The sequence below is a fragment of the Wolbachia endosymbiont (group B) of Cyclophora punctaria genome (assembly GCF_964028235.1).
In the GTDB taxonomy this organism is placed as follows: Bacteria; Pseudomonadota; Alphaproteobacteria; order Rickettsiales; family Anaplasmataceae; genus Wolbachia.
Genome location: NZ_OZ034749.1, coordinates 1,405,002 through 1,425,457, shown reverse-complemented (window position 1 = coordinate 1,425,457; position 20,456 = coordinate 1,405,002). Strand labels below are relative to the sequence as shown.

Sequence of the window (20,456 nt, the reverse complement as noted above, 5' to 3'; positions counted from 1 at the left end):
TATCACATGCTGGAATGACAACAGTGAATGACATAGCGAGATATCATCTACTGGCACTTACATTACCAATCCCAAGAAAGTGGTGCACTTGGATCTATTGGAATCTCGAAGGATGGCTGTGACATTACTGTCTTTACAGCTGCTTGAAATTCTGGGTCTTGAGAACTTACTTGAATTTTGTTATTAGCTTGAAAAACTGCGTTTTTTGCTAGCTCGGTGGCTACATCTTCAGGCGTTGGTTTTAATCCTTTATCAGCTAAGAAATCTTTTGCTATCTTTTCACTACCTTTAGCACCATATACTTTATCGGTAGCTTTATCATCTGCAACCCTATCCAAAGCTTCACCAAGTTCATTTATTAAGATTGATTTTTGGCCATCTTTAGCAGGAAGAATAGCTTTTGCAAAAGCTTTTTGATTTGCTTCTGTAAGGTTGGAAGCATCAATTTTAGCAAAACTAGTATCTACTGTGCCTTTAGTGTAAACCTTCTTAGTATCATCAGTACCAACTGTTGCAAGAGCAGGAACTAGAATATCCACAACAGCTTGTTCTGCAACTTTTGTTGCAAGATCTGTAGTTTTAACAAATGCAGTATCAGCAGCTGTTTTAGTGTAAACTTCATCAGCTGGAGCAGCTTTAATATATACCTTATTTGTAAAATCAGAAGAAGCAGTTATAGCATCGACAACAGGTTTTGCTGCAACTTTTGTTGCAAGATCTGCAGTTTTAACAAAACTAGTATCTACTGTGCCTTTAGTGTAAACCTTCTTAGTATCATCAGTACCAACTGTTGCAAGAGCAGGAACTAGAATATCCACAACAGCTTGTTCTGCAACTTTTGTTGCAAGATCTGTAGTTTTAACAAATGCAGTATCAGCAGCTGTTTTAGTGTAAACTTCATCAGCTGGAGCAGCTTTAATATATACCTTATTTGTAAAATCAGAAGAAGCAGTTATAGCATCCACGACATCTTTCGCTGCAGCTTTTGTTTTAAGCTCTGTAGCTTTAACAAATGCAGTATCAGCAGCTGTTTTAGTGTAAACTTCATCAGCTGGAGCAGCTTTAATATATACCTTATTTGTAAAATCAGAAGAAGCAGTTATAGCATCGACAACGGCTTTTTCTGCAGCTTTTTCTGAAAGTTCTGTAGCCTTAACGAATGCAGTATTAGCATCAGTTTTAGTGTAAACTTCATCAGCTGGAGCAGCTTTAATATATACCTTATTTGTAAAATCAGAAGAAGCAGTTATAGCATCGACAACAGGTTTTGCTGCAACTTTTGTTGCAAGATCTGTAGTTTTAACAAATGCAGTATCAGCAGCTATTTTAGTGTAAACTTCATCAGCTGGAGCAGCTTTAATATATACCTTGTCATTAAATCCTTGTAATGCCATTAGGGCTGTTATAAAACCAGCATCGTCTGCTGCATCTTTTATTGTAGTAGTCATATCACCCTCTGTTAATTATAAAAACCATAATGTGCATGAAAATAATATAAATTCCGTAAATACTAGATTTTGCATAAAATTCCCTTTAGGCTTTTCGCTTCAGAATTCTTCTCTTGTGATCTAAGTATGTAGCAGACGATGTTATCCTAGTAGCCCCTTTGGTGTCATTACAGTGCGTGACACTGGAATCCATTTTTCCATCATAAGAAACGTTGATTACTTTTATACTTGCAAATTTAACTGGATGCCAGTGTCTGAGCACTGGTATGACACCATCATAAGGTGAACCAGTGTCAGCTACTTGAATGACAAGAAGAGGGCAGGGCCCTCCTTGTATATTAGATATAGGCTGAGTTATGATCGTGATAAACGTGATCGCTTGCGCAGTCGAACATTTTCACAAAACCATTCTCTAGATAGAGATTATATTCATGATGTTGATCTAATAACTCAAAGTTATCTTGTGTTTCTAAGCTGAAGTGACTTGAATCTGATAGCAATTCGTAATTTGGATTATCTATTTTACTAATGCTGCTTATTATTTTGCCATTACCATTTGATATAGCCAAACTATAACTATCACCATCCTTCATTATTTTGATGGATACCTTATCTTCAGGTAACACTATAAGCTTTTTCGTATCACTATCGTGAATTAGAAATTTGCCATCTTTAAAGTAATACTTGTCTTCCGGCAAAGCGCCAACCTTATAATCTGATGTGTGCAGTTTGTTCCAAAAATCTAACACAGATTGCTTATCTACTCCTTCTGCTCTATTATACAAGGCTTTCACATCATTATAATCTATGATTACATTTGCCTTATGCTTTCCTTCTACATCTCTATCATAGCTCTTTTCTATTTTCAAGATTGTGTCTTTCAACACTACCTGCTCTTTCTCCTCCACTGAAGCTGACCTTTTTGCCCTTGTTGGAATTTGTGGTTGATCAGACTGTATTTCACTATTGTCGTTTGATACAGTTCTCTCTTCAGCAACAACATTAGTAGTACTATGGCTCATGTTAACCTCTGTCTTAGTTTCACTTACTTGCCCTTTTGGACTTTCGGTTTGTTTCTCTTTTGTGAATATTCTCTGATAGTCCGTGTAGTCTCTGTTAGTATCGCCGATATCGCCACTGCCTTGATCAAAAGTTATTTTTTTACTTCCACTTCCCATATCCTCAATTTCAACTTGAGGAGAAACAGATGCTAGGAAATCGTTATAACTGTAGTTATAATCAGCAGAAAAGAATATTTTTCCTTTGAAGTTATGGAAATTATTAGATAACATTCCAATTTCTTCATCAGTATCACCATCAAATAGTTTTACTTTAGTGAAATATCTTTGATTGTTGATTCTCACTATTTCACCACTCGAGTTTCTTTGTATCTGATAATCATTTGGATCATGTTTAATGGTAAAAAGTTTACCAGGGGCATATTTTTCTAAGTTTATAAGGCCCACATTTATATGTTTATGAGAATAATCTCTCTTTTCATATTCATGTGCAAATACTGGGTCAATATATTTGTATTCGTCTGGTATGCTACTGTATTCTCTTCCTTCAGAATCAGATGGTGCTAATTTATATTGTCCATCTTTTTCCACCAATTTTAGGTGAGTAACATTGCCTGGCAATTGAAACCTTACGTTTTTTCCATGATCATGAATGAACAAGTTACTTTCATTTATAACTTCACCTCTTTCATTTTTCATCTCTTCAGTGATATAGAAGCCCATATTTTTGAATGCATGTAGATTTTCGCCTCCTTGCTTTACAACCGCTTCGTATACATCGTCGTCTGTTCTATCAGTCCCTTTATCATCCAATAATGTTCCTTTTTCTACGATTACGCCGCTTTCTCTTTGCTCATCAGAATATTGAGCATGCTTTGAATCCTGATGATTTAGAATTTTGGTCCCTCTAAGAAGCAGAGAATCTAAATCTTTTTGAATGTGTCCAGTGCTAGGATGCAACAATTCATTTTCATGTAAATGTGCTTCATCAAAGTATTCATCACGTTCAACTGTTCTGCCATCTATCAGAGAAGCTTTATAATGACCGTTTTCTTTTGTAATTGCCATATAAGCACCTCCATCATATTGAGTATTCAAGTTATGCAATATGTCCTCAAAAACAAAAGTTTCTTTAGTTTGACCTTCAACTTGCTTAAAAAAGCCCGATTCGCTCGACAACTCTCCAAGCTTTGTATTCCCATCATATATAGATAGTGCACCCATATCTCCGTGACCAAGAGCTTGCATAGAAAAAACTTGCCTTCTTGTAGATCAATATGATTTGTACCTCTTATCAAGTTTGGATCGATATTGACCAGCTCTCCTAATATTTTTGCTGCCTGAGGATTATTTTCAATCTCATCAACTGTTTTGTTTTTTAGTTGATCAAACTTTAAGAATGCTGGTCTGTATTTTGTATTTTCCTCATTACGTAACTCTTCAATAGTAATCTCTCCTTTATGATATTTTTGATACATTTCACCACGTTCTTTATTCAAATTATCGAATTTATCTGCCTCACTCTTAATTTTTGTATCATATTTTGATAATATTCTAAAAGCCTGATTTTTATACTCTTGACTGTTTTTATATTCATTACCTTGTTGGTCAGAGTAAGTTAGTTTATCCTGTCCATCAGGAGTTTTTACTACCTTTAAAAAATGATATTCCTTTGATATATCGAGGTTATCATTTGTTGCCCTATTAATAGCACGAGCAACATCATAAAATGCAACATGTTCTACAGGAGAAAAACTTCCAACGTTTTCTCCATCTATTTTTTCTATATTTGCTTTATAATACGATACATCTTTAATTTCTCCACCCACGATTTCTTGACCAGTTGCTATAAAATCTCCTTTTGTAACTTGCAAAGCGTTGAGATGTTCCATTGCAGTTTCTGTATCATTTTCAGCAAGCCAACTTTTGAAGTCAGCATCATGTCCTTTTATGTCTTTCAAGAAACTTTTTGATTCATCTGAGTTACCTTGACGTAAAGCATCTAGGTAGTCTCTTAATAAACTAGGATCTTTTTCCTGTAAGTACATTATCAACGCATGACCAGTTTTATACACTAAACTGTTTTCTTCACCATTGGCTGAGTATTGTAAATTTAAAATTCCACCTAGATCCAAATTTGCGGCTTCAGTTTTATCAATGCTTGACCCTTGAGCATTGAACTTGTGATCTGAATGATGTTCAAAGTAATCTGCAATTCCCTCCATTAATACTGTAGGTAGAGATTTTCCTCCTGTAGCCAAGTAAGTTAAACCATGTGCAAATTCATGCTGAAGGTTATGAACGCCACCTTGCTGATAGACATACATCTCAGCAAAAATATCAGCTTCTCCTTTGTAGTAACATTTACCACCTTCATCTCCAAGGTAAGAACCAAAACGTTCGCTTCCACCAAGGTGAGTGTAATCAGCCTTATCATCAAACACATAAATTTTGAACGTTTGTTCTGAGCTACCAGGCTCCAGCTTAAATGCATCTTTAAAATTAGTAGCTGTTTCTCTTATCTCACTTTCAATGTGAGCAACTTTACTTGCTCTTAAATTATGAGAATAAACTTCTACTTTAATATTTAAATCTTTAACTTCTATGATATGCTTATTGTTAAAGTATTCTTCTTTAGTTATATTTTTATTTATTTGTTGATTGATTGTCATAATTCTAACCTCTAATTTATTAGCCTTTACAATATCAAGCATAAAGTGACTCATCTGAAAAAAACGTAAATTCTCATATTGGTATAATTTATATCTTAATAAAAAAGTATAGATAGTTAACTTAATATGTAACATTTAGAATGTGGCTAAAATTCTATAGCTAACCTTAGGTGGCTGCTAACAAGTAACGGAATTATAAATATTAAGAAATTTATCAATTTTAAAAAAGGCAAAAAAATCCCTATGTAGTGAGTTTTAATAATGTAAATTGATAATGTGCTAACAAGCGCGATTTGGCTGAATGTAGAAAAATAAAAAAAGCCGCTATAATTTTATGTAATTTGCCAATAAATATCTGAGTTTTTTACTGAATTTTTGTTGTTAAATCTGCAGAGATTAAAAACAAGGATAAATACTCTTATTGATATGATAAGGAAAGTGGGAAGGTTTGTCAAGGAGTTTCATTCAGCAAGAAGTCTAAAAGCAAATTGACTTTCATTTCACTGAAGCACTATACTAAGGTTAAGATGGGTAATTAGCTCAGTTGGTAGAGCACTTGCTTGACGTGCAAGGGGTCGCTGGTTCGAGCCCAGTGTTACCCACGTTTTTTTGCTCATAAAAAGATTTTATATGACAGCAGTGCACAATGGCAAACACTCAATAGCAGAGTCCAAGCGCTTAATTTATTCCATAATAATAGTTGCAATAACAATGCTTATGGAGATAGTAGGTGGAGTAATTTCACACTCGCTTGCTCTGTTATCAGATGCAGGGCATATGCTCACTGATCTTTTTGCCTTGATTTTAAGCTGGGTAGCGCACAAATTTTCAGCTAAGAAATCTGATTTACAGAGGTCATATGGGTATCACAGATTGCAGATAATTGCAGCATTTGTTAATGGTTTAACTCTATTTTTCATTGCAGCGGTCATTATAATTGAATCAATAAAGAGATTCATTTGTCCGGTCAATGTTGAATGGAAAGTAATGCTAATAATTGCCACACTTGGCCTGATCTCTAACATTATAGTCTTTTTTATATTACATAGTAAATGCGAAAGTAATATAAACATAAAAAGTGCTGTATTGCATGTTATCGGAGATATTTTAGGTTCTGTAGCTGCTATACTTGCATCCATAATTATCATGTTTACCGGATGGCAAATAGTGGACCCTATTTTGTCAGTATTTGTCAGTGTAATAATCTTAAACAGTGGCTATAAAATTCTCAAGAATTCTTGCCATATACTCCTTGAAGGTACACCTGAGAGTGTATCTGCTGAGGAGATAAAAAGTGAGATTGTATCTAAGTTACCTGAAGTGATAGATGTGCATCATATACATGCATGGTCACTATCTGATAATTATTTTATACTTACTATGCATGCCAAGATAAAGCAAAATGGACAACACACTAATATTTTGTATGAGATAAAAAAAATACTATTAAATAGGTTCGAAATTGCGCACTCTACAGTTGAAATTGAATACGATGAGTGCGTAGACAGTAAAATACTTAAGCATTGACATCTATAGGCTATTTGTTATTACTACAATATCATAATATTATAGAGAGTAGGCTATGATAGGTATTTCCCAAATACAATTTCCTGGAAAGGATTCTTACAGATTAAAGACAGCAAGTTACTTCGCAGCTTTTGTTTCTTTAAGCATTTTAGTTAATCCTGCCAATGTCTTTTTATCTTTTGCCACATTGTTTTTTAGATCTGAAATAAAAACTTTTTACGTTTATAAAGACATAAAAGCTGCAAAGCAGGAAAAAATAAGTAAAAAGGAATATTGGGAAATATTTTTTGAGAAAAATAAAATTAAGATAGCATCTTTCCTTTTATTTTTTGCTTCTGTAACATATCTAACTTTTACGATTACTTTTCTACTTGTTTCGTTACTTGCAACAATACCACTTGCAATGGTTTTAATTCTATTACAAAGTGAATTAAGGCCAAAGGATTTTAATCCATTTACGTTACTCAAATCTGCTATAAGTTTCTTTTTAGAAGGCATAAAAGAAAATACTCGCAGTATGACAAATAAGTTTGATGGTACTTATGAGCATTTACTGCCCCATCAATTGAATGACGATATTAGTAATAATATTGGTAAGTTAATACGCAAATATGATCCAGTACCAGAAGACGCTATTAATAATGAGGGATTTAAAGAATTTATTGAATATATAAATCACTTACATATGCTTGATGGCCAACCATTTAGTAATGAGAATAAGGGAAAATTAGTAATGTTTTTGCAAGATTTTTGCAAAGGTAATGAGAAACATAGCTCTGGCTTCACTGGTGGACAAATTCTTCTGTTAGTTCTTAGAGCCTGCAATGATGGAGATAGAGAAGCTGTAAAAAATAAAAAAGACGCGTTGATTGCAAATTTACTAGATAGCCAAACTTTCTCTAGAAAAGAACGAATTCCTAACACATGTTTTACTGGTGTTATCTACAGAATGTTAAGTACATTAGAGGGTATTCATTCCGATCCAGAGATTAAGTTTACACCACCTAGACAAATGCTCCTTACAGAAGCAGAAAATCAAGCACGTAAGTTTATGTTAGACAGGCTAAAAAATAAGAAAAACAGTAAAGAAATTCTTAGGGCTTGGCATAACGCCCAAAATAATTATGAAGATGATAAAAGTCAAAAAGTAGTTGATGATTTTATTGCAGAAGTAAGTATTCCCTTAATGAGAAATTTACTGAGTTTTACTTCTCAATATAGTGAACAAATTGTACTGACGTTAATGAAAAATATTAACTCTGTAAAGTTAAATAAATTAGAGCATTCTAAATTGAATCAATACATAAGAAATAAATTACAAGATCATGATTTAGATAATCAAATTGAAAATATCAAAGGAAAAGTCTTTTTGAAGCTTTTAAAGTGTGATTTACTTAAAACAGATTTTTCTCTCCAGGATTCATCTTTGGATGAAGCTAAGAGAATAGCTGATAAGGTAATAGAGAAAGAAATTAAGGAATTTAGGCTAAAAGCTGAGAAGACGGTTGAAGGTCAAGTGGACAGAATGTTAGATAGTTTAAGAATGTTACCACTAGAGAAAAGGTGTTATAGGGTATACACAGAACTGAGTAAAAATAGCAGAGACGATAAAGAAGAAATAAAGAAAATTCTACAAGAAAAGCTAGCAATAACAGAAGCAGTGATAAATAACATGTTAAAAAAAGAAGCTTCACACAGGCTAGAGATAGAGATTGAAGATATTTATAATCAAAATAAGCGCAATGTAACCACACTTTATGAACAAATACAAGAAGTGAAGCAAAGATTCATTGAAGATGAATTTTTAATACCTCAAGAATTAGAGAGTATAACAAGAGTAAAAATTACAATCTTAAATAAAGAAGATAAAATAATACCATCAAGCAGTTTATCTCGTAGTTTAAGTGTCAGTGATTTAACATCTCATCGCTTATAAAAACTTATGCTCTCTGCCTTGCAGAAGATTTGCAATATTTTTGTAATGCTTCAAGAAAATTAATATCGCTACAGTGAGTAGTATAAGGAATAACTCCTTTTGAAAAAAGAAAGATGCTATAACAGCTGCTGCAGTAGCAGCCAAGGAAGCAAGAGAGGAGTACCGAAAGATAAAAAATACTATTAGCCATACAAGTACAAATGCTAATGCTATAGAAATGTTAAGTGCTATCAAAGCTCCCAAAGTTGTTGCAACCCCTTTTCCTCCATTGAACCTTAGCCAAATAGGAAACATATGCCCTAGAACTGCTAAAATTGCAGATACATATATATAAAAATCGTTATTATCACAAAATTGTTGTGCTGTATAAACCGCGACAAATCCTTTCAAAGAGTCTAAAAATAATGCGAGGACAGCAAGTCTCTTATTTCCTGTTCTTGCAACATTTGTAGCACCAATGTTTCCTGAACCTACTTCTCTTAAATTTATACCATTTATTTTTGCAATAATTAAGCTAAACGGTATTGAACCTAGTATGTAGGATAATATAAGAATTATATATTTCTCCATTATTCTAGCATCCTCTCTCTTGTCATCCCAGTGCGTGACACTGGGATCCAGCGAACTTTATTCGCAAACGAATTTAGTAGATAAATATAAAATTTTACATTAAAATATAACACTACGGTGGAACTATATGCAAAATAGATCCCAGTGTCACGCACTGGGATGACAAAAGGGAGTTTTGCTATGAAAAGAAGATGGTACTGGAATGACATCTGTTGTTGTACCTTCATATGCCAGAATTTAATTAATTTTATTATTCCTTAGCCTTTTTAGATAACATTGGACTTCATTGTTAATCTGATTGCTAAACAGTATAAGTGCTGTCATATTGATGAGTGCTAAACAAGAGAATAAAGCCCCACCAATATTAGCAATAGCCATTATATCTTTAGACAAACCTGACAAAAATGCAACTACCACCACCGCTATACGATATATTACTACACTTTTTACACCAAACAAATACAGCCATCCCATTTCACAACAATATACAAATGAAATTACTGAGGAAAAGGCAAACAAAGGAGCAGCGATGGTTAAAAGTATAGGAAACCAAGAAGAAACTGTTTCAAATGCTTTTTGGGTGATCAATATTCCCTCGCCAATGCCGGTCTGGTATGCACCTGTTATTACTATTGTTATTCCTGTCAAGCAACAAATTAACATTGTATCAAAGCATGGTTCTATCATCGCAACCAGCCCAGTTCTAACTGGCTCCTCATCTTTAGCTACCGCGTGAGTGATTGCAGCAGAACCAACACCTGCTTCACTGGCAAAAATTGCTCTTTGAATTCCAGCAACAAATGCTCCTACTACTCCTCCACCAACAGCATTGAAGTCTATCATACTTGAAAACAATATTTTTAATGTATTGCTAAAATTGTGAATATTGAATGCAATAATCGTGAAACAACTCAAAATATATATGAGTGACATAATAGGCACCAGCGCAGAAGAGACTTTAGCTATTCTCCTGATTCCACCGATAATCACTAGAGCAAGTAATGTAGAAATTATGGAAGAGAGAAACCAAGGATGACCATCTATCCAATTTGAATAGCCAGATAATATTGAAACCATTTGGTTAGTCTGAAATGCCACACTTCCACCAAGACCTGATAATACAAAAAACACTGCATATATTGCAGCTAGGACAATACCAAGTTTCTTGAATCCAAATTTCTCTAGTCCATTTCTTATATATTGAAAGGGACCACTGAATAACTGCTCCTGGCCTTCTGTTCTGTGTCTGAATGCTAAAGTTACTTCAGCAAACTTTGCAGACATACCAAAAAAACCTGTAATCATCATCCAAGGTACCGCTCCTGGCCCTCCCACTGAAATTGCGATTGCAACACCAGCAACAGTTCCAAGACCTACTGTGCTTGACAGCGCGGTTACAAATGCCTGAAAATGCGTAATGTGACCATCATGATGATCTGTGTCATATTTTCCACATAAAATAGCGAACGCATGCTTAAACATCCTTATGTTGAGAAATCTAAAACGTAGTGTTAGAAATATATAACCAAAGGCCAATAAAAGAATTATAAATGGTACGTGAAAGATCTTGAAAAACAACACTTCATTCATGAAGTTGCTTACTCCATTTAATGCAGTGTCATAACTTTTATGAAAAACTGAAGCAGCGTATACATCATTAAATGGTAGGCAAAATAACACTATATAAAGCATTCTATAAATCATGTTTAATACCTTTTGTAATAAGAATCTATTGTATTTAAGACTTCCCTTCTCAGTAGATATATCGCAACAGCATTTGGAATCATAAGGCACATAAACAGGCTATCACCTAAATAAGATATAAATTCTATATTTTTTGATATACAGCTGATATACACTGAACCCACTATAAAAAACTGAAACAATATCAGTACTTTTTTGTTACCAAATAAGTACACTAGGGCAACTTCACAGTAGTAATAGTAAGCTATTATTGTGGAAAATGCAAAGGAAAACATTATCAGCGGAAGAGCTAGCTTGCTAAATAAAGGTAAGGCTGTTGAAAATGCTGAGCTAACTAACGTAATATCACCTACGGTATTAGTGATATGCATATCGGTAATAATTATCACAATACCAGTCAAAAATGAGACTAATATTGTGTCTACAAATGGTGCAATCATTGCAACACTTCCAACTTTAACTGGGTCTTTCTCTTTTACAATCGAATGTGCTATAGCTGCTGTTCCAGTACCTGCTTCATTAGCAAACACTGACCTTCTTACCCCTGCTATTAATCCACTCAATACTCCACCTCCTATAGCTGATTTGTTAAAGATATCTTGAAATATTATAGATAGAGCATTCAGTAGATTATTTCCGTTTACACAGATTAAATATATACACATGCCTATATATAACATTATCATGATCGGTCCTAAACCTGTTGCAACTAAAGCAATTCGCTTTATTCCTCCCAGTATTACAATTAATACAAATAGCGAGATAATAACAGATGTGTTGTATTCAAATAAGTTACTTGACAACGCTGTAATTTGATTTGCCTGAAATGGTATGCCGCCTAGAATCATTGCAACAAGCAGCATAACTGCGTAGATAAATGCAAGGAATTTGCCAGTCTTCATAAATCCAATCTTTGCAAATCCATGTTCCATATAATAAAAAGCCCCACCAGTTGTGTTTTCAGAGCGATGAGTAAATGCAAGCACTACTTCAGCAAATTTTATTGACATGCCAAGTACCCCGGTAATTATCATCCAAAAAACTGCACTTGGCCCCCCTATTGTAATAGCTATTGCAACTCCTGATATTGTTCCAAGACCAACTGTTCCTGAAATTACCGTTGCAAATGCCTGAATGTGGGTGATTATGCCGTTATTATTATGGCTCTCTAGGTTGAATAGTGTTTGTATCCCATATTTGAACAACCTAAAGTTAATGAATTTGAATCGAATCGTACAAAAAACCCCAGTTGCAATTACCCAAATAATTATAAATGGTATGTTGAATATCTTTATATATAAAAAAGAGTTTAATAGATCAGTTACTTTTATAATCATGCTGCTCACTATTTTTTATATAGCTGGCTAGTTTTATATGCGTAATGTATATAAAGTCCGGTACTTATTGGAATAGTCAAGATATAAACTGCACCTAAAATTGGTAGTGTTATCCAGGGCTTACTTATAAAAAATATGATCAATATTCCAAAAAATGACACAAATATATAGGATAAACTTTTAGGGACATAAATGTATTTTGCAGAGAAAGTTGGAATATGACTTATCGAAAAAAATGAGATGGTCAAAAAGTAACAAGCTGTATTCTTTACGTTAAAAAATTGCTCTATAAGAAGTAGATATTCACTTTCATGAGATTGAAAGGTAATAATTATTGGTAACAGAGCGAGTAAAGCACATACAGGAGCTGGAACACCGGAAAAGAAAAATTTTTTCCAGTATAATTGCTCTAAATGTAGCGAAACATTGAATCTTGCAAGTCTTATTGATATGCAGATTACATATATCATTACTAAAATCCATCCTACAACTTTAATTTCATTTAACTTCCAAAAATATAAAAGAAAAGCAGGTGCTGAACCAAAATTTAGAAAATCTGCAAAAGAATCGAGTTGTGCTCCAAAATCGCTAGTTGATTTTAAAATTCTGGCTATCCTGCCGTCCATTCCATCTATTATTGCTGCAATGATAATAAAAATTGCTGAAAATTCCCATTGTTCATTAAATGTGAATTTAAGTGAAGTAAGGCCAGCACATAAACCTAATAAAGTTATAAAGTTTGGGAATAACTTGGTAATAGGTAAAAATTTACTGTTACTTTCATCGTTATTCATATAACATCAAAAGTAAGCTTCTCTTGTTTATTAAAATCTGCTATAACTGTCTCACCGCCAATAACAGTTTGTCCTTCTGAAACTCTTACTTCTATACCAATAGGAATATAAATATTTACTCTGCTACCAAATCTTATAATTCCAAATCTTTCACCTGCTTTTACGCTCTGAGATGTCCTCAAATTACAAACAATGCGGCGTGCAATAAATCCAGCTATTTGTTCCACAATGATTTCTTTTCCCTTTTCATATTCAATCACAATAATCTGCTTTTCATTTTCATTACTGGATCTATTACTCATTGCAGAAACAAACTTGCCTTTTTTATAGTTCATTTCCTTTATCGTACCAGATATTGGTATACGATTCACATGGACATTCAAAACGCTTAGAAATATGCTGACAAGTGTAAATTTCTTTTCTTCTTCATTCTCTTCTGATAAAGAGTAACTAACTTCTTCTATCTTTGAAATTACACCATCAGCAGGACTTAATATAAAGTCCTTATTGTTTGGTACAGCTCTTGCTGGATCACGAAAAAAATAGGTACATAATAACGTTGGAAATAAGCAAGTAATTCCAGCTCCCCAAGATATAGAGAATGCTATACATGTTACGATAAAGGAAACAACTATAAATAAATAACCTTCTCTGTTTATGTTAGGTAAACCAAAGCACATAATTTATTCTCGATAATTCATTATTAACAATTTATCATTTATAATTTCTCATGAAAAGCTTTTTTTCACTGCTTCACTTTTGGAATGATTATATAAGCATTTGCTTATATAATCATTGATGGGTATTAAATTTTTAATAAAAATTAAAGATTTTTAGCTATTGTTAATATTATTTTAATAGAAACTTAATAATAATTCTTAATAATGTATGAATTATTATGTTCGTAATTTCGTATGACAGGGGAAATAGAAAAAGATGAATCTCCTTCCTTATACTCTGCAATTCGGATGGGTGATATTGAAGCTACAGAGCTGCTAATAAAGTTTGGTGCAAATGTCAATGATAATTATGAACGTAATCGTACACCACTACATATTGCTATCGGGTATAAGCAGTTTGAAATAGCGAAATTGCTGATAAATAACGGAGCAAACTTTAACGCAAAAACTGGAAATCATGGCAAAGATGACTTAACACCAATGCACCTTGCAATTTTTGCAAACACGCCAGAGTTTATAGAATTGCTAGCTAGCAATGGTGCGTCAATTGATGAAAGAGAAAGCACTGAAGGACATACACCTTTTCACCTTGCTACTTTATATGGAAATAAAAGTATAATACAAGCCTTAGTTGACAAGGGACAGAATATTGAAGATATTGATAATAATGGGCGTACAGCTTTATTTTTAGCTATTAGGCAATGCACTGAAGCAAAGGATGATAGCAGAGTAGAAGTTATCGAGTATTTGATAAATAAACTCAAAGCAGACATAACGAAAAAAGATAATAATAACAACACAATACTTTTTCCTGCTGCTAATAATTGTCCTGGAAAAGTAGTGGAACTCATTATTAAACAATATATAGAAAGCTTTGGTAGAGATCGGTTGAAGAATTTTATCAACCACAAAAATAAAGCTGGAATGGATGCCTTGGATATTGCACTCAATAGTGGAAATGAAAAGGCCATTGAAGTACTTAGCTCATATGGAGCAGATATCGAGAATAAAGTAACTCCCAAGATTACTGTAGAAAAACCAAATAGTAACTTAGATGGAGCGGAAAGTATAGAAGTGGTATCCCCAATCAAACAAAAATAAAAGCAGCTCTAAATTCCTTGCTTTATTTACATTCTTTCTATAGCATGACATATTAATGTTAAAATAGGGTGTGTGTTATGTTTGCAGTTCAAAATAATAATCAACAGCAAAATAGAAATAGAGTACAGGCTTTAATAGAAAGAGTGCAAAATGCTTACAACAACACTAATAAGATTAAAAGATTCATTAATATAGTTTTATTAGTAAGTATAATTCCTTCATTTTTTCTTCTTTTACAGCTCTCTTTGTATTTATCATTAGTAAATTATTTTTTCAAACCAAGGGAAAATGAAAAAAGATTATCAGCGTGGCCAAAAAATGTTATTAGAATAACATTAAGCATTTTTTTAATTATACACATTATTAATTCCTGTGTGCTTTTGGTACTGCCTATATTGTGCTTATGGTTGCTAAACAAATCACTCATTGAAGAAATACAGCAGTTTAACGATTTAATACAACAAATTCCAGAGGAAGAAAGGCCTATTTTCTTTCAAGATTTAGCAGCCATTCCTTTTATGGCACAAACTACTCATGACCCAAGTGCAGTTGCTAGTATAAACTTGAGTGTTGATAGACTCATAGAAAAGTATAAAGAGAATTTAAGCAAAGATGAATTCTATGTACAGCTAAATAGAGGCAACACAACCGACATTGAAGAGTACATCAAACAGTCAAATGAATTTACAGAAGGCGATAAATCTCATGCACTTGAATGCTTAAGATTTATCAATAGAACAGGAGATAATTTTAAAGACAATCATAGTAAGTTAACACTAAAGCAAGCAGCTATTTTATGTTGGAAAGCCTGCAATGATAGAAATACAGGAACAGAGAATCAAAGAACTCCTTTGAATGATGAAGACATAAAAAACAGAAAAGGTATGTTTTTAAAAGGTCTTGTAGACGCTGCAACAACTTACGGTAATCAAGGTCAAAGTTGTGCAGGTGGAACATACAATAAATTATTTGAGTCTTTATCTGGCTTACATCCATCAGTGGTTATTACACTCGATGGAGAAGAGGCTAGAGTAATGATAAAAGAAACGATCACACAAAAATTCCCTGAAATGGCCAGAGCCAATTTCACCAATTTCTCTGGAACAGAACAAGAAAGGATCCGTAGCGAGTTACCAGAGTTATCATCTGAAACAGTAAGGTATATTATGACTACGCGTTCAGCTCTTGAGAGAAGGTGTCAAGAGTTCAGCAATAGATTAAACAATGATGAAAAGAATGAAATATTAGAAGAGTGTATGAGCAACTTATCCTGTGTTGAGCTAGAAAGTCCAATTGAAAGGAGAAGGTAAATTGTATTTGATTGTAGCCATTTATCTTGAAATATGAAGCAGAGTTTTGTATGATTATTTGAACTTAAGTTTATGTATTGAAATAACATGTAAAACCACTTCGTGTAGGTAGATATGTTATGTTTTATCTATATGTCAAGGATCCTTCTCTCAACTTAAAGATGTTGCTAATCAGCACATACAAATGTAATATTAATTAATAATTTATAAATAAAGCAATTCCATGGAAAGTAACTACAACGCTGACGCAATAAAAATCCTAAGAGGTCTTGATGCTGTGAGAAAGCGTCCGGGTATGTATATTGGTGACACTGATGATGGATCAGGCTTGCACCATATGGTGTATGAGGTTGTTGACAATGCGATAGATGAGTCTTTGGCTGGGTATTGCAGTAAGATTGAAGTTAGCATAAATGAAGATGGTTCAGTTTCTGTAACCGACAACGGTCGTGGCATTCCAACAGACATTCACCCAGAGGAAGGGATATCAGCAGCAGAAGTGATAATGACCCAATTACATGCAGGAGGTAAATTTGACAGCAATACCTATAAGGTTTCTGGAGGATTACATGGTGTTGGAATTTCAGTTGTTAATGCGTTATCTAGTTGGCTGGAATTAACCATCTGGCGCAATAAAAAAGAACATTTTATGCGCTTTGAAGATGGTGAGTCTATTGAATCTTTAAAGGTAATTAATGAAAACACAAATAAAAGAGGAACTAGAGTAACGTTTATGCCATCAACGGGGACTTTTAGTAGTATTGATTTTAGTTACTCCACTCTTGAGAGTCGCATCAGAGAATTGGCATTTTTAAACTCAAATATTGAGATCATTTTGTGTGATCTCCGTAATAAACCACATGTAAAGTCTCATTTTAACGATAGTAAAGAGTCTGAAGATAATTTTGGTACAGCTAATTTTGTACGGTACTTAGACAAGAATAAGACACATGTTACTAAAATTGCCAGCATTAGAGATAATGTAAAAGATCTAGGTACCAGTGTAGAAATATCAATGGAGTGGAATGATTCCTACTATGAGAATATGCTATGCTTCACAAATAATATAAGACAACGGGATGGTGGTACGCATTTGGCGGGGTTTAGATCTGCACTAACCAGATGTATCAATAACTATGCAAACAATGAAGGTTTTTTGAAGAAGGCAAAAGTGAATTTGACTGGAGAAGATGTTAGAGAAGGCTTAACTTGTGTTTTATCTCTCAAGATGCCTGATCCTAAATTTTCTTCACAGACAAAAGATAAATTGGTCAGTTCTGAAGCGCGGGCAGTTGTAGAGAGCATAGTTTTTGACAAGTTGAGTACAATACTTGAAACTGACCCCAAGTTAGCAGCAAGTATAGTAGAAAGAGCGATTAGGTCAGCAAAAGGAAGAGAAGCCGCAAGAAAAGCACGAGAGTTAGTTAAAAATAAAAACAATATTAATATTGCAACTCTACCTGGAAAGCTTGCTGATTGTCAGGAAAAAGTTCCTGAGTTATCGGAATTGTTTATAGTAGAGGGTAATTCCGCAGGTGGTACTGCAAAGCAGGGACGTAATCGTAAAACACAGGCGGTACTTGCTTTAAGAGGGAAAATTCTAAACGTAGAACGTGCAGGGCTGGATCGTATTTTTTCATCTGCAGAAATTGGCTCTCTGATCACGGCAATTGGAGCTGGAATAGGGAGTGAGCACTTCGATATTGAAAAAACTAGGTATCATAAAATTATCATTATGACAGACGCAGATGTTGATGGCTCGCATATAAGAACTTTGATTCTAACTTTCTTTTTTAGACATATGCGTGAAGTAATTGAAAAAGGATATTTATACATAGCGCAGCCACCGCTCTATAAAGTTACAAAAAATGCTAAAGATACTTATATCAAAGATGATGAAACTTTTGAAGAGTATATAGTAAATTCAGCGATTAAAAAATTAACATTAAATGGTGTAGGCAAAGATTTGCGTTTCGTTTTGAATAAGTGCCTCAGTATTTCAAACATTAGCAAAAATTATGATAGGGAAATACCAAAAGATCTCTTAGAATCATTGCTAATTTTAAGCAAAAAGAATGCTCTATTGTCTGCTGATGAGATATTAAAATATTTAAAATTGATGTATAGTGAATATAATTGGGAAGTAGAAGTAAAAGATGAGGAAATTCACATTGCTAAATTGTTTCAAGGGTTAGCAGACAAATATGTATTCTCGCTTAGTATGCTTGAAAGCAAAGAAATACGGAATATATTGAGTTCTCTTGAGAACATAATTGACTTATTTAATGGTGATTCATTTTTACAGTCGCAAGAAACTGAAATAAAAATAAAGTCTCCAAGTGCACTCGCAAAAATAGTGATGGATTATGGTAAGAAAGGTTTAACTCTGCAGAGATTTAAAGGCCTTGGTGAAATGAATGCTGATCAGCTTTGGGAAACTACACTCAATCCAGAAACTAGAACTCTGTTAAAAGTTGAAATAAAAGATTGTGAGGAAGCAGATAGCATATTCTCGGTGCTAATGGGTGATATAGTTGAACCACGTCGTGACTTTATAAATAACAATGCACTTAACGTGCATGATATTGATATTTGATTTTAGAAATCTAGATATGAAGGCCCTTAGGGCTTGTGATTCCAGCATTGTGTGCCAACACAACATTTAAAACGTACTACTAATCAGTCTATTTCAGAAATCTGAATTGATCTCGATTGTATTCCTATTTTCGATCATAAATATATAGATTTTCTGCCCTACTGTTGTTATAATTAATACCTCGCTAAAATTGAATATTAATGAATGAATTGAGAAGGCTCACTATTACAGAGATGCATGATGGACTAAGGCGGGGGGATTTTTCTGCTGTTGAGCTTGTAGAGACGCATGTTAATGCAGTCGAAAATGAGCAACTGAATGCATTTGTAACAAAAACCCCAGAAATCGCGATAAAAGCTGCTAAAATAGCAGATGAATACTTTTTTAAACAAAAAGATAATATTTCATCACTTATGGGCATACCAGTTGGTGTTAAAGATTTATTCTGTACACAAGGAATAAAAACAACAGCATGCTCAAAAATGCTGGAAAATTTCATCCCGACTTATGAATCTACGGTATCTAATGTGCTTTTAAAAAGTGGAGCAGCCATGCTTGGTAAACTTAACATGGATGAATTTGCTATGGGCTCTGCGAACACAAATAGCTATTTTGGTCCTGTTAAAAATGTATGGATTAGAAAAAGTGACGGAGAAAAAGTTGTTCCTGGTGGATCATCTGGTGGATCTGCAGCATCAGTTGCTGGGTTTTTATGCGCTGGAGCATTAGGAAGCGATACTGGTGGGTCTGTACGTCAACCAGCAGCTTATTGCGGAGTAGTGGGAATAAAGCCAACTTATGGAAGGTGTTCGCGTTTTGGTATGATTGCATTTGCGAGCTCTCTTGATCAAGCAGGAGTAATTACTCGTTCCGTTTCTGATTCAGCGTTAATGCTGGAAACAATTTGTGGCTATGATGAAAAAGATTCAACATCGAGCGAAAGACCAGTTCCTAAATTCTCTAATCTTATAAATGGTGATATCAAGGGTAAGCGCATTGGTATACCAAAAGAATATAGAATGGATGGAATTTCAGAAGAAATCGTTCATCATTGGGAAAAAGTTTCTTCCAATTTAAAAGAAAATGGTGCTGAAGTTGTTGACATTACTCTGCCTCATACTAAATATGCGATACCGGTTTACTATCTAATTTGTTCTGCTGAAACTTCATCTAACCTTGCTCGCTATGATGGTGTACGTTACGGATTCAGGGTTGATGCTGATACCCTTGAAGAAATGTATTCGCTAACAAGAGCAGAAGGTTTTGGTAAAGAAGTGAAAAGGAGAATTTTAATTGGTGCTTATGCGCTTTCTTCAGGTCATTACAATGAGTATTATGAAAAAGCACAGTGCATTAGGGCATTAATTAGAAATGATTTTATAAAAGCGTTTGAAAAAATAGATTACATACTTGTGCCATCTGCTCCAACAGAAGCTTTTGGCTTAAATGAAAAGCCAGACCCGCTAATTATGTGCATCAATGATGTGTTTACCGTGCCGGCAAGCTTAGCAGGGTTACCTGCTATTTCTGTCCCTGTTGGGCTCTCAAATGAAGGCTTACCACTTGCTTTGCAAGTAATTGGAAATTATTACGATGAAGCTGGAATATTAAATATGGCAAGTGTGATAGAGCAAAATTGTGGCAGAATAGTTAATTCCCTTACGTAATATGTTTTCTTATAGTAACTATAGCATTATGATTATTTTGGCTATAGGAAACAAGAGCTTGATTTTTATAGCTAAATAACAGACCATCAAAGGCA

General features: G+C 33.9%; 12 protein-coding genes, 1 tRNA gene and 1 pseudogene. 7 read left to right on the top strand and 7 right to left on the bottom strand.

Annotation, left to right across the window (positions count from 1 at the left end):
* Positions 1-62: 62 nt before the first annotated feature.
* Entirely contained in the window at positions 63-1,448 is a 1,386-nt protein-coding gene (locus tag ABWU33_RS06810; protein WP_353280671.1) for a collagen-like protein, read from the bottom strand.
* Positions 1,449-1,786: 338 nt separating this feature from the next.
* Positions 1,787-5,139, bottom strand: a pseudogene (locus ABWU33_RS08180) (peptidase M2).
* 529 nt (positions 5,140-5,668) lie between these two features.
* Here ABWU33_RS08180 and ABWU33_RS06800 point away from each other — a divergent pair.
* The 3 genes from ABWU33_RS06800 (at position 5,669) to ABWU33_RS06790 (ending at position 8,602) form a co-directional block, all read left to right on the top strand.
* Positions 5,669-5,741: transfer RNA gene (locus ABWU33_RS06800), tRNA-Val, on the top strand.
* A gap of 28 nt (positions 5,742-5,769) precedes the next feature.
* Positions 5,770-6,666 (top strand): cation diffusion facilitator family transporter, encoded by an 897-nt coding sequence (locus tag ABWU33_RS06795; RefSeq protein ID WP_250120286.1) that lies wholly within the window; start codon positions 5,770-5,772, stop codon positions 6,664-6,666.
* 55 nt (positions 6,667-6,721) lie between these two features.
* Complete coding sequence (locus ABWU33_RS06790; RefSeq protein WP_250120287.1) at positions 6,722-8,602, top strand: hypothetical protein; 1,881 nt, start codon at positions 6,722-6,724, stop codon at positions 8,600-8,602.
* Here ABWU33_RS06790 and plsY read toward each other — a convergent pair.
* The 5 genes from plsY to ABWU33_RS06765 form a co-directional block, all read right to left on the bottom strand.
* Complete coding sequence (gene plsY, locus ABWU33_RS06785) at positions 8,597-9,172, bottom strand: glycerol-3-phosphate 1-O-acyltransferase PlsY (protein WP_211907784.1); 576 nt, start codon at positions 9,170-9,172, stop codon at positions 8,597-8,599. The genes ABWU33_RS06790 and plsY overlap by 6 nt on opposite strands.
* A 237-nt stretch (positions 9,173-9,409) precedes the next feature.
* Complete coding sequence (locus ABWU33_RS06780) at positions 9,410-10,876, bottom strand: alanine/glycine:cation symporter family protein (protein ID WP_319606907.1); 1,467 nt, start codon at positions 10,874-10,876, stop codon at positions 9,410-9,412.
* Between the two features lie 2 nt (positions 10,877-10,878).
* Complete coding sequence (locus ABWU33_RS06775; protein WP_250120290.1) at positions 10,879-12,213, bottom strand: alanine/glycine:cation symporter family protein; 1,335 nt, start codon at positions 12,211-12,213, stop codon at positions 10,879-10,881.
* A gap of 8 nt (positions 12,214-12,221) precedes the next feature.
* Entirely contained in the window at positions 12,222-13,007 is a 786-nt protein-coding gene (locus tag ABWU33_RS06770; protein WP_211907791.1) for a CDP-alcohol phosphatidyltransferase family protein, read from the bottom strand.
* On the bottom strand, positions 13,004-13,687 hold the full coding sequence (locus ABWU33_RS06765; protein ID WP_211907793.1) for a phosphatidylserine decarboxylase: 684 nt from the start codon (positions 13,685-13,687) through the stop codon (positions 13,004-13,006). Before ABWU33_RS06765 ends, ABWU33_RS06770 begins: the two co-directional genes overlap by 4 nt.
* Before the next feature lie 234 nt (positions 13,688-13,921).
* Between ABWU33_RS06765 and ABWU33_RS06760 the strand changes: the two genes are divergently transcribed.
* The 4 genes from ABWU33_RS06760 (at position 13,922) to gatA (ending at position 20,361) form a co-directional block, all read left to right on the top strand.
* Positions 13,922-14,788, top strand: a complete 867-nt coding sequence (locus tag ABWU33_RS06760) for an ankyrin repeat domain-containing protein (RefSeq protein ID WP_250120291.1) — start codon at positions 13,922-13,924, stop codon at positions 14,786-14,788.
* Between the two features lie 77 nt (positions 14,789-14,865).
* On the top strand, positions 14,866-16,098 hold the full coding sequence (locus tag ABWU33_RS06755) for a hypothetical protein (protein ID WP_353280669.1): 1,233 nt from the start codon (positions 14,866-14,868) through the stop codon (positions 16,096-16,098).
* A gap of 223 nt (positions 16,099-16,321) precedes the next feature.
* Positions 16,322-18,694 (top strand): DNA topoisomerase (ATP-hydrolyzing) subunit B, encoded by a 2,373-nt coding sequence (gyrB, locus tag ABWU33_RS06750; protein ID WP_211907796.1) that lies wholly within the window; start codon positions 16,322-16,324, stop codon positions 18,692-18,694.
* A 200-nt stretch (positions 18,695-18,894) separates the two neighbouring features.
* Positions 18,895-20,361, top strand: coding sequence for an Asp-tRNA(Asn)/Glu-tRNA(Gln) amidotransferase subunit GatA (gene gatA, locus ABWU33_RS06745; RefSeq protein WP_211907797.1), 1,467 nt, complete (start codon positions 18,895-18,897; stop codon positions 20,359-20,361).
* Positions 20,362-20,456 lie beyond the last annotated feature (95 nt).

Bases quoted from the DNA above. Each gene is read 5' to 3' on its own strand.
- ABWU33_RS06795 (WP_250120286.1), top strand. From the start codon at position 5,770: ATGACAGCAGTGCACAATGGCAAACACTCAATAGCAGAGTCCAAGCGC.
- ABWU33_RS06775 (WP_250120290.1), bottom strand. From the start codon at position 12,213: ATGATTATAAAAGTAACTGATCTATTAAACTCTTTTTTATATATAAAG.
- gyrB (WP_211907796.1), top strand. From the start codon at position 16,322: ATGGAAAGTAACTACAACGCTGACGCAATAAAAATCCTAAGAGGTCTT.
- ABWU33_RS06770 (WP_211907791.1), bottom strand. From the start codon at position 13,007: ATGAATAACGATGAAAGTAACAGTAAATTTTTACCTATTACCAAGTTA.
- ABWU33_RS06780 (WP_319606907.1), bottom strand. From the start codon at position 10,876: ATGATTTATAGAATGCTTTATATAGTGTTATTTTGCCTACCATTTAAT.
- ABWU33_RS06760 (WP_250120291.1), top strand. From the start codon at position 13,922: ATGACAGGGGAAATAGAAAAAGATGAATCTCCTTCCTTATACTCTGCA.
- ABWU33_RS06790 (WP_250120287.1), top strand. From the start codon at position 6,722: ATGATAGGTATTTCCCAAATACAATTTCCTGGAAAGGATTCTTACAGA.
- ABWU33_RS06755 (WP_353280669.1), top strand. From the start codon at position 14,866: ATGTTTGCAGTTCAAAATAATAATCAACAGCAAAATAGAAATAGAGTA.
- gatA (WP_211907797.1), top strand. From the start codon at position 18,895: ATGAATGAATTGAGAAGGCTCACTATTACAGAGATGCATGATGGACTA.
- plsY (WP_211907784.1), bottom strand. From the start codon at position 9,172: ATGGAGAAATATATAATTCTTATATTATCCTACATACTAGGTTCAATA.
- ABWU33_RS06810 (WP_353280671.1), bottom strand. From the start codon at position 1,448: ATGACTACTACAATAAAAGATGCAGCAGACGATGCTGGTTTTATAACA.
- ABWU33_RS06765 (WP_211907793.1), bottom strand. From the start codon at position 13,687: ATGTGCTTTGGTTTACCTAACATAAACAGAGAAGGTTATTTATTTATA.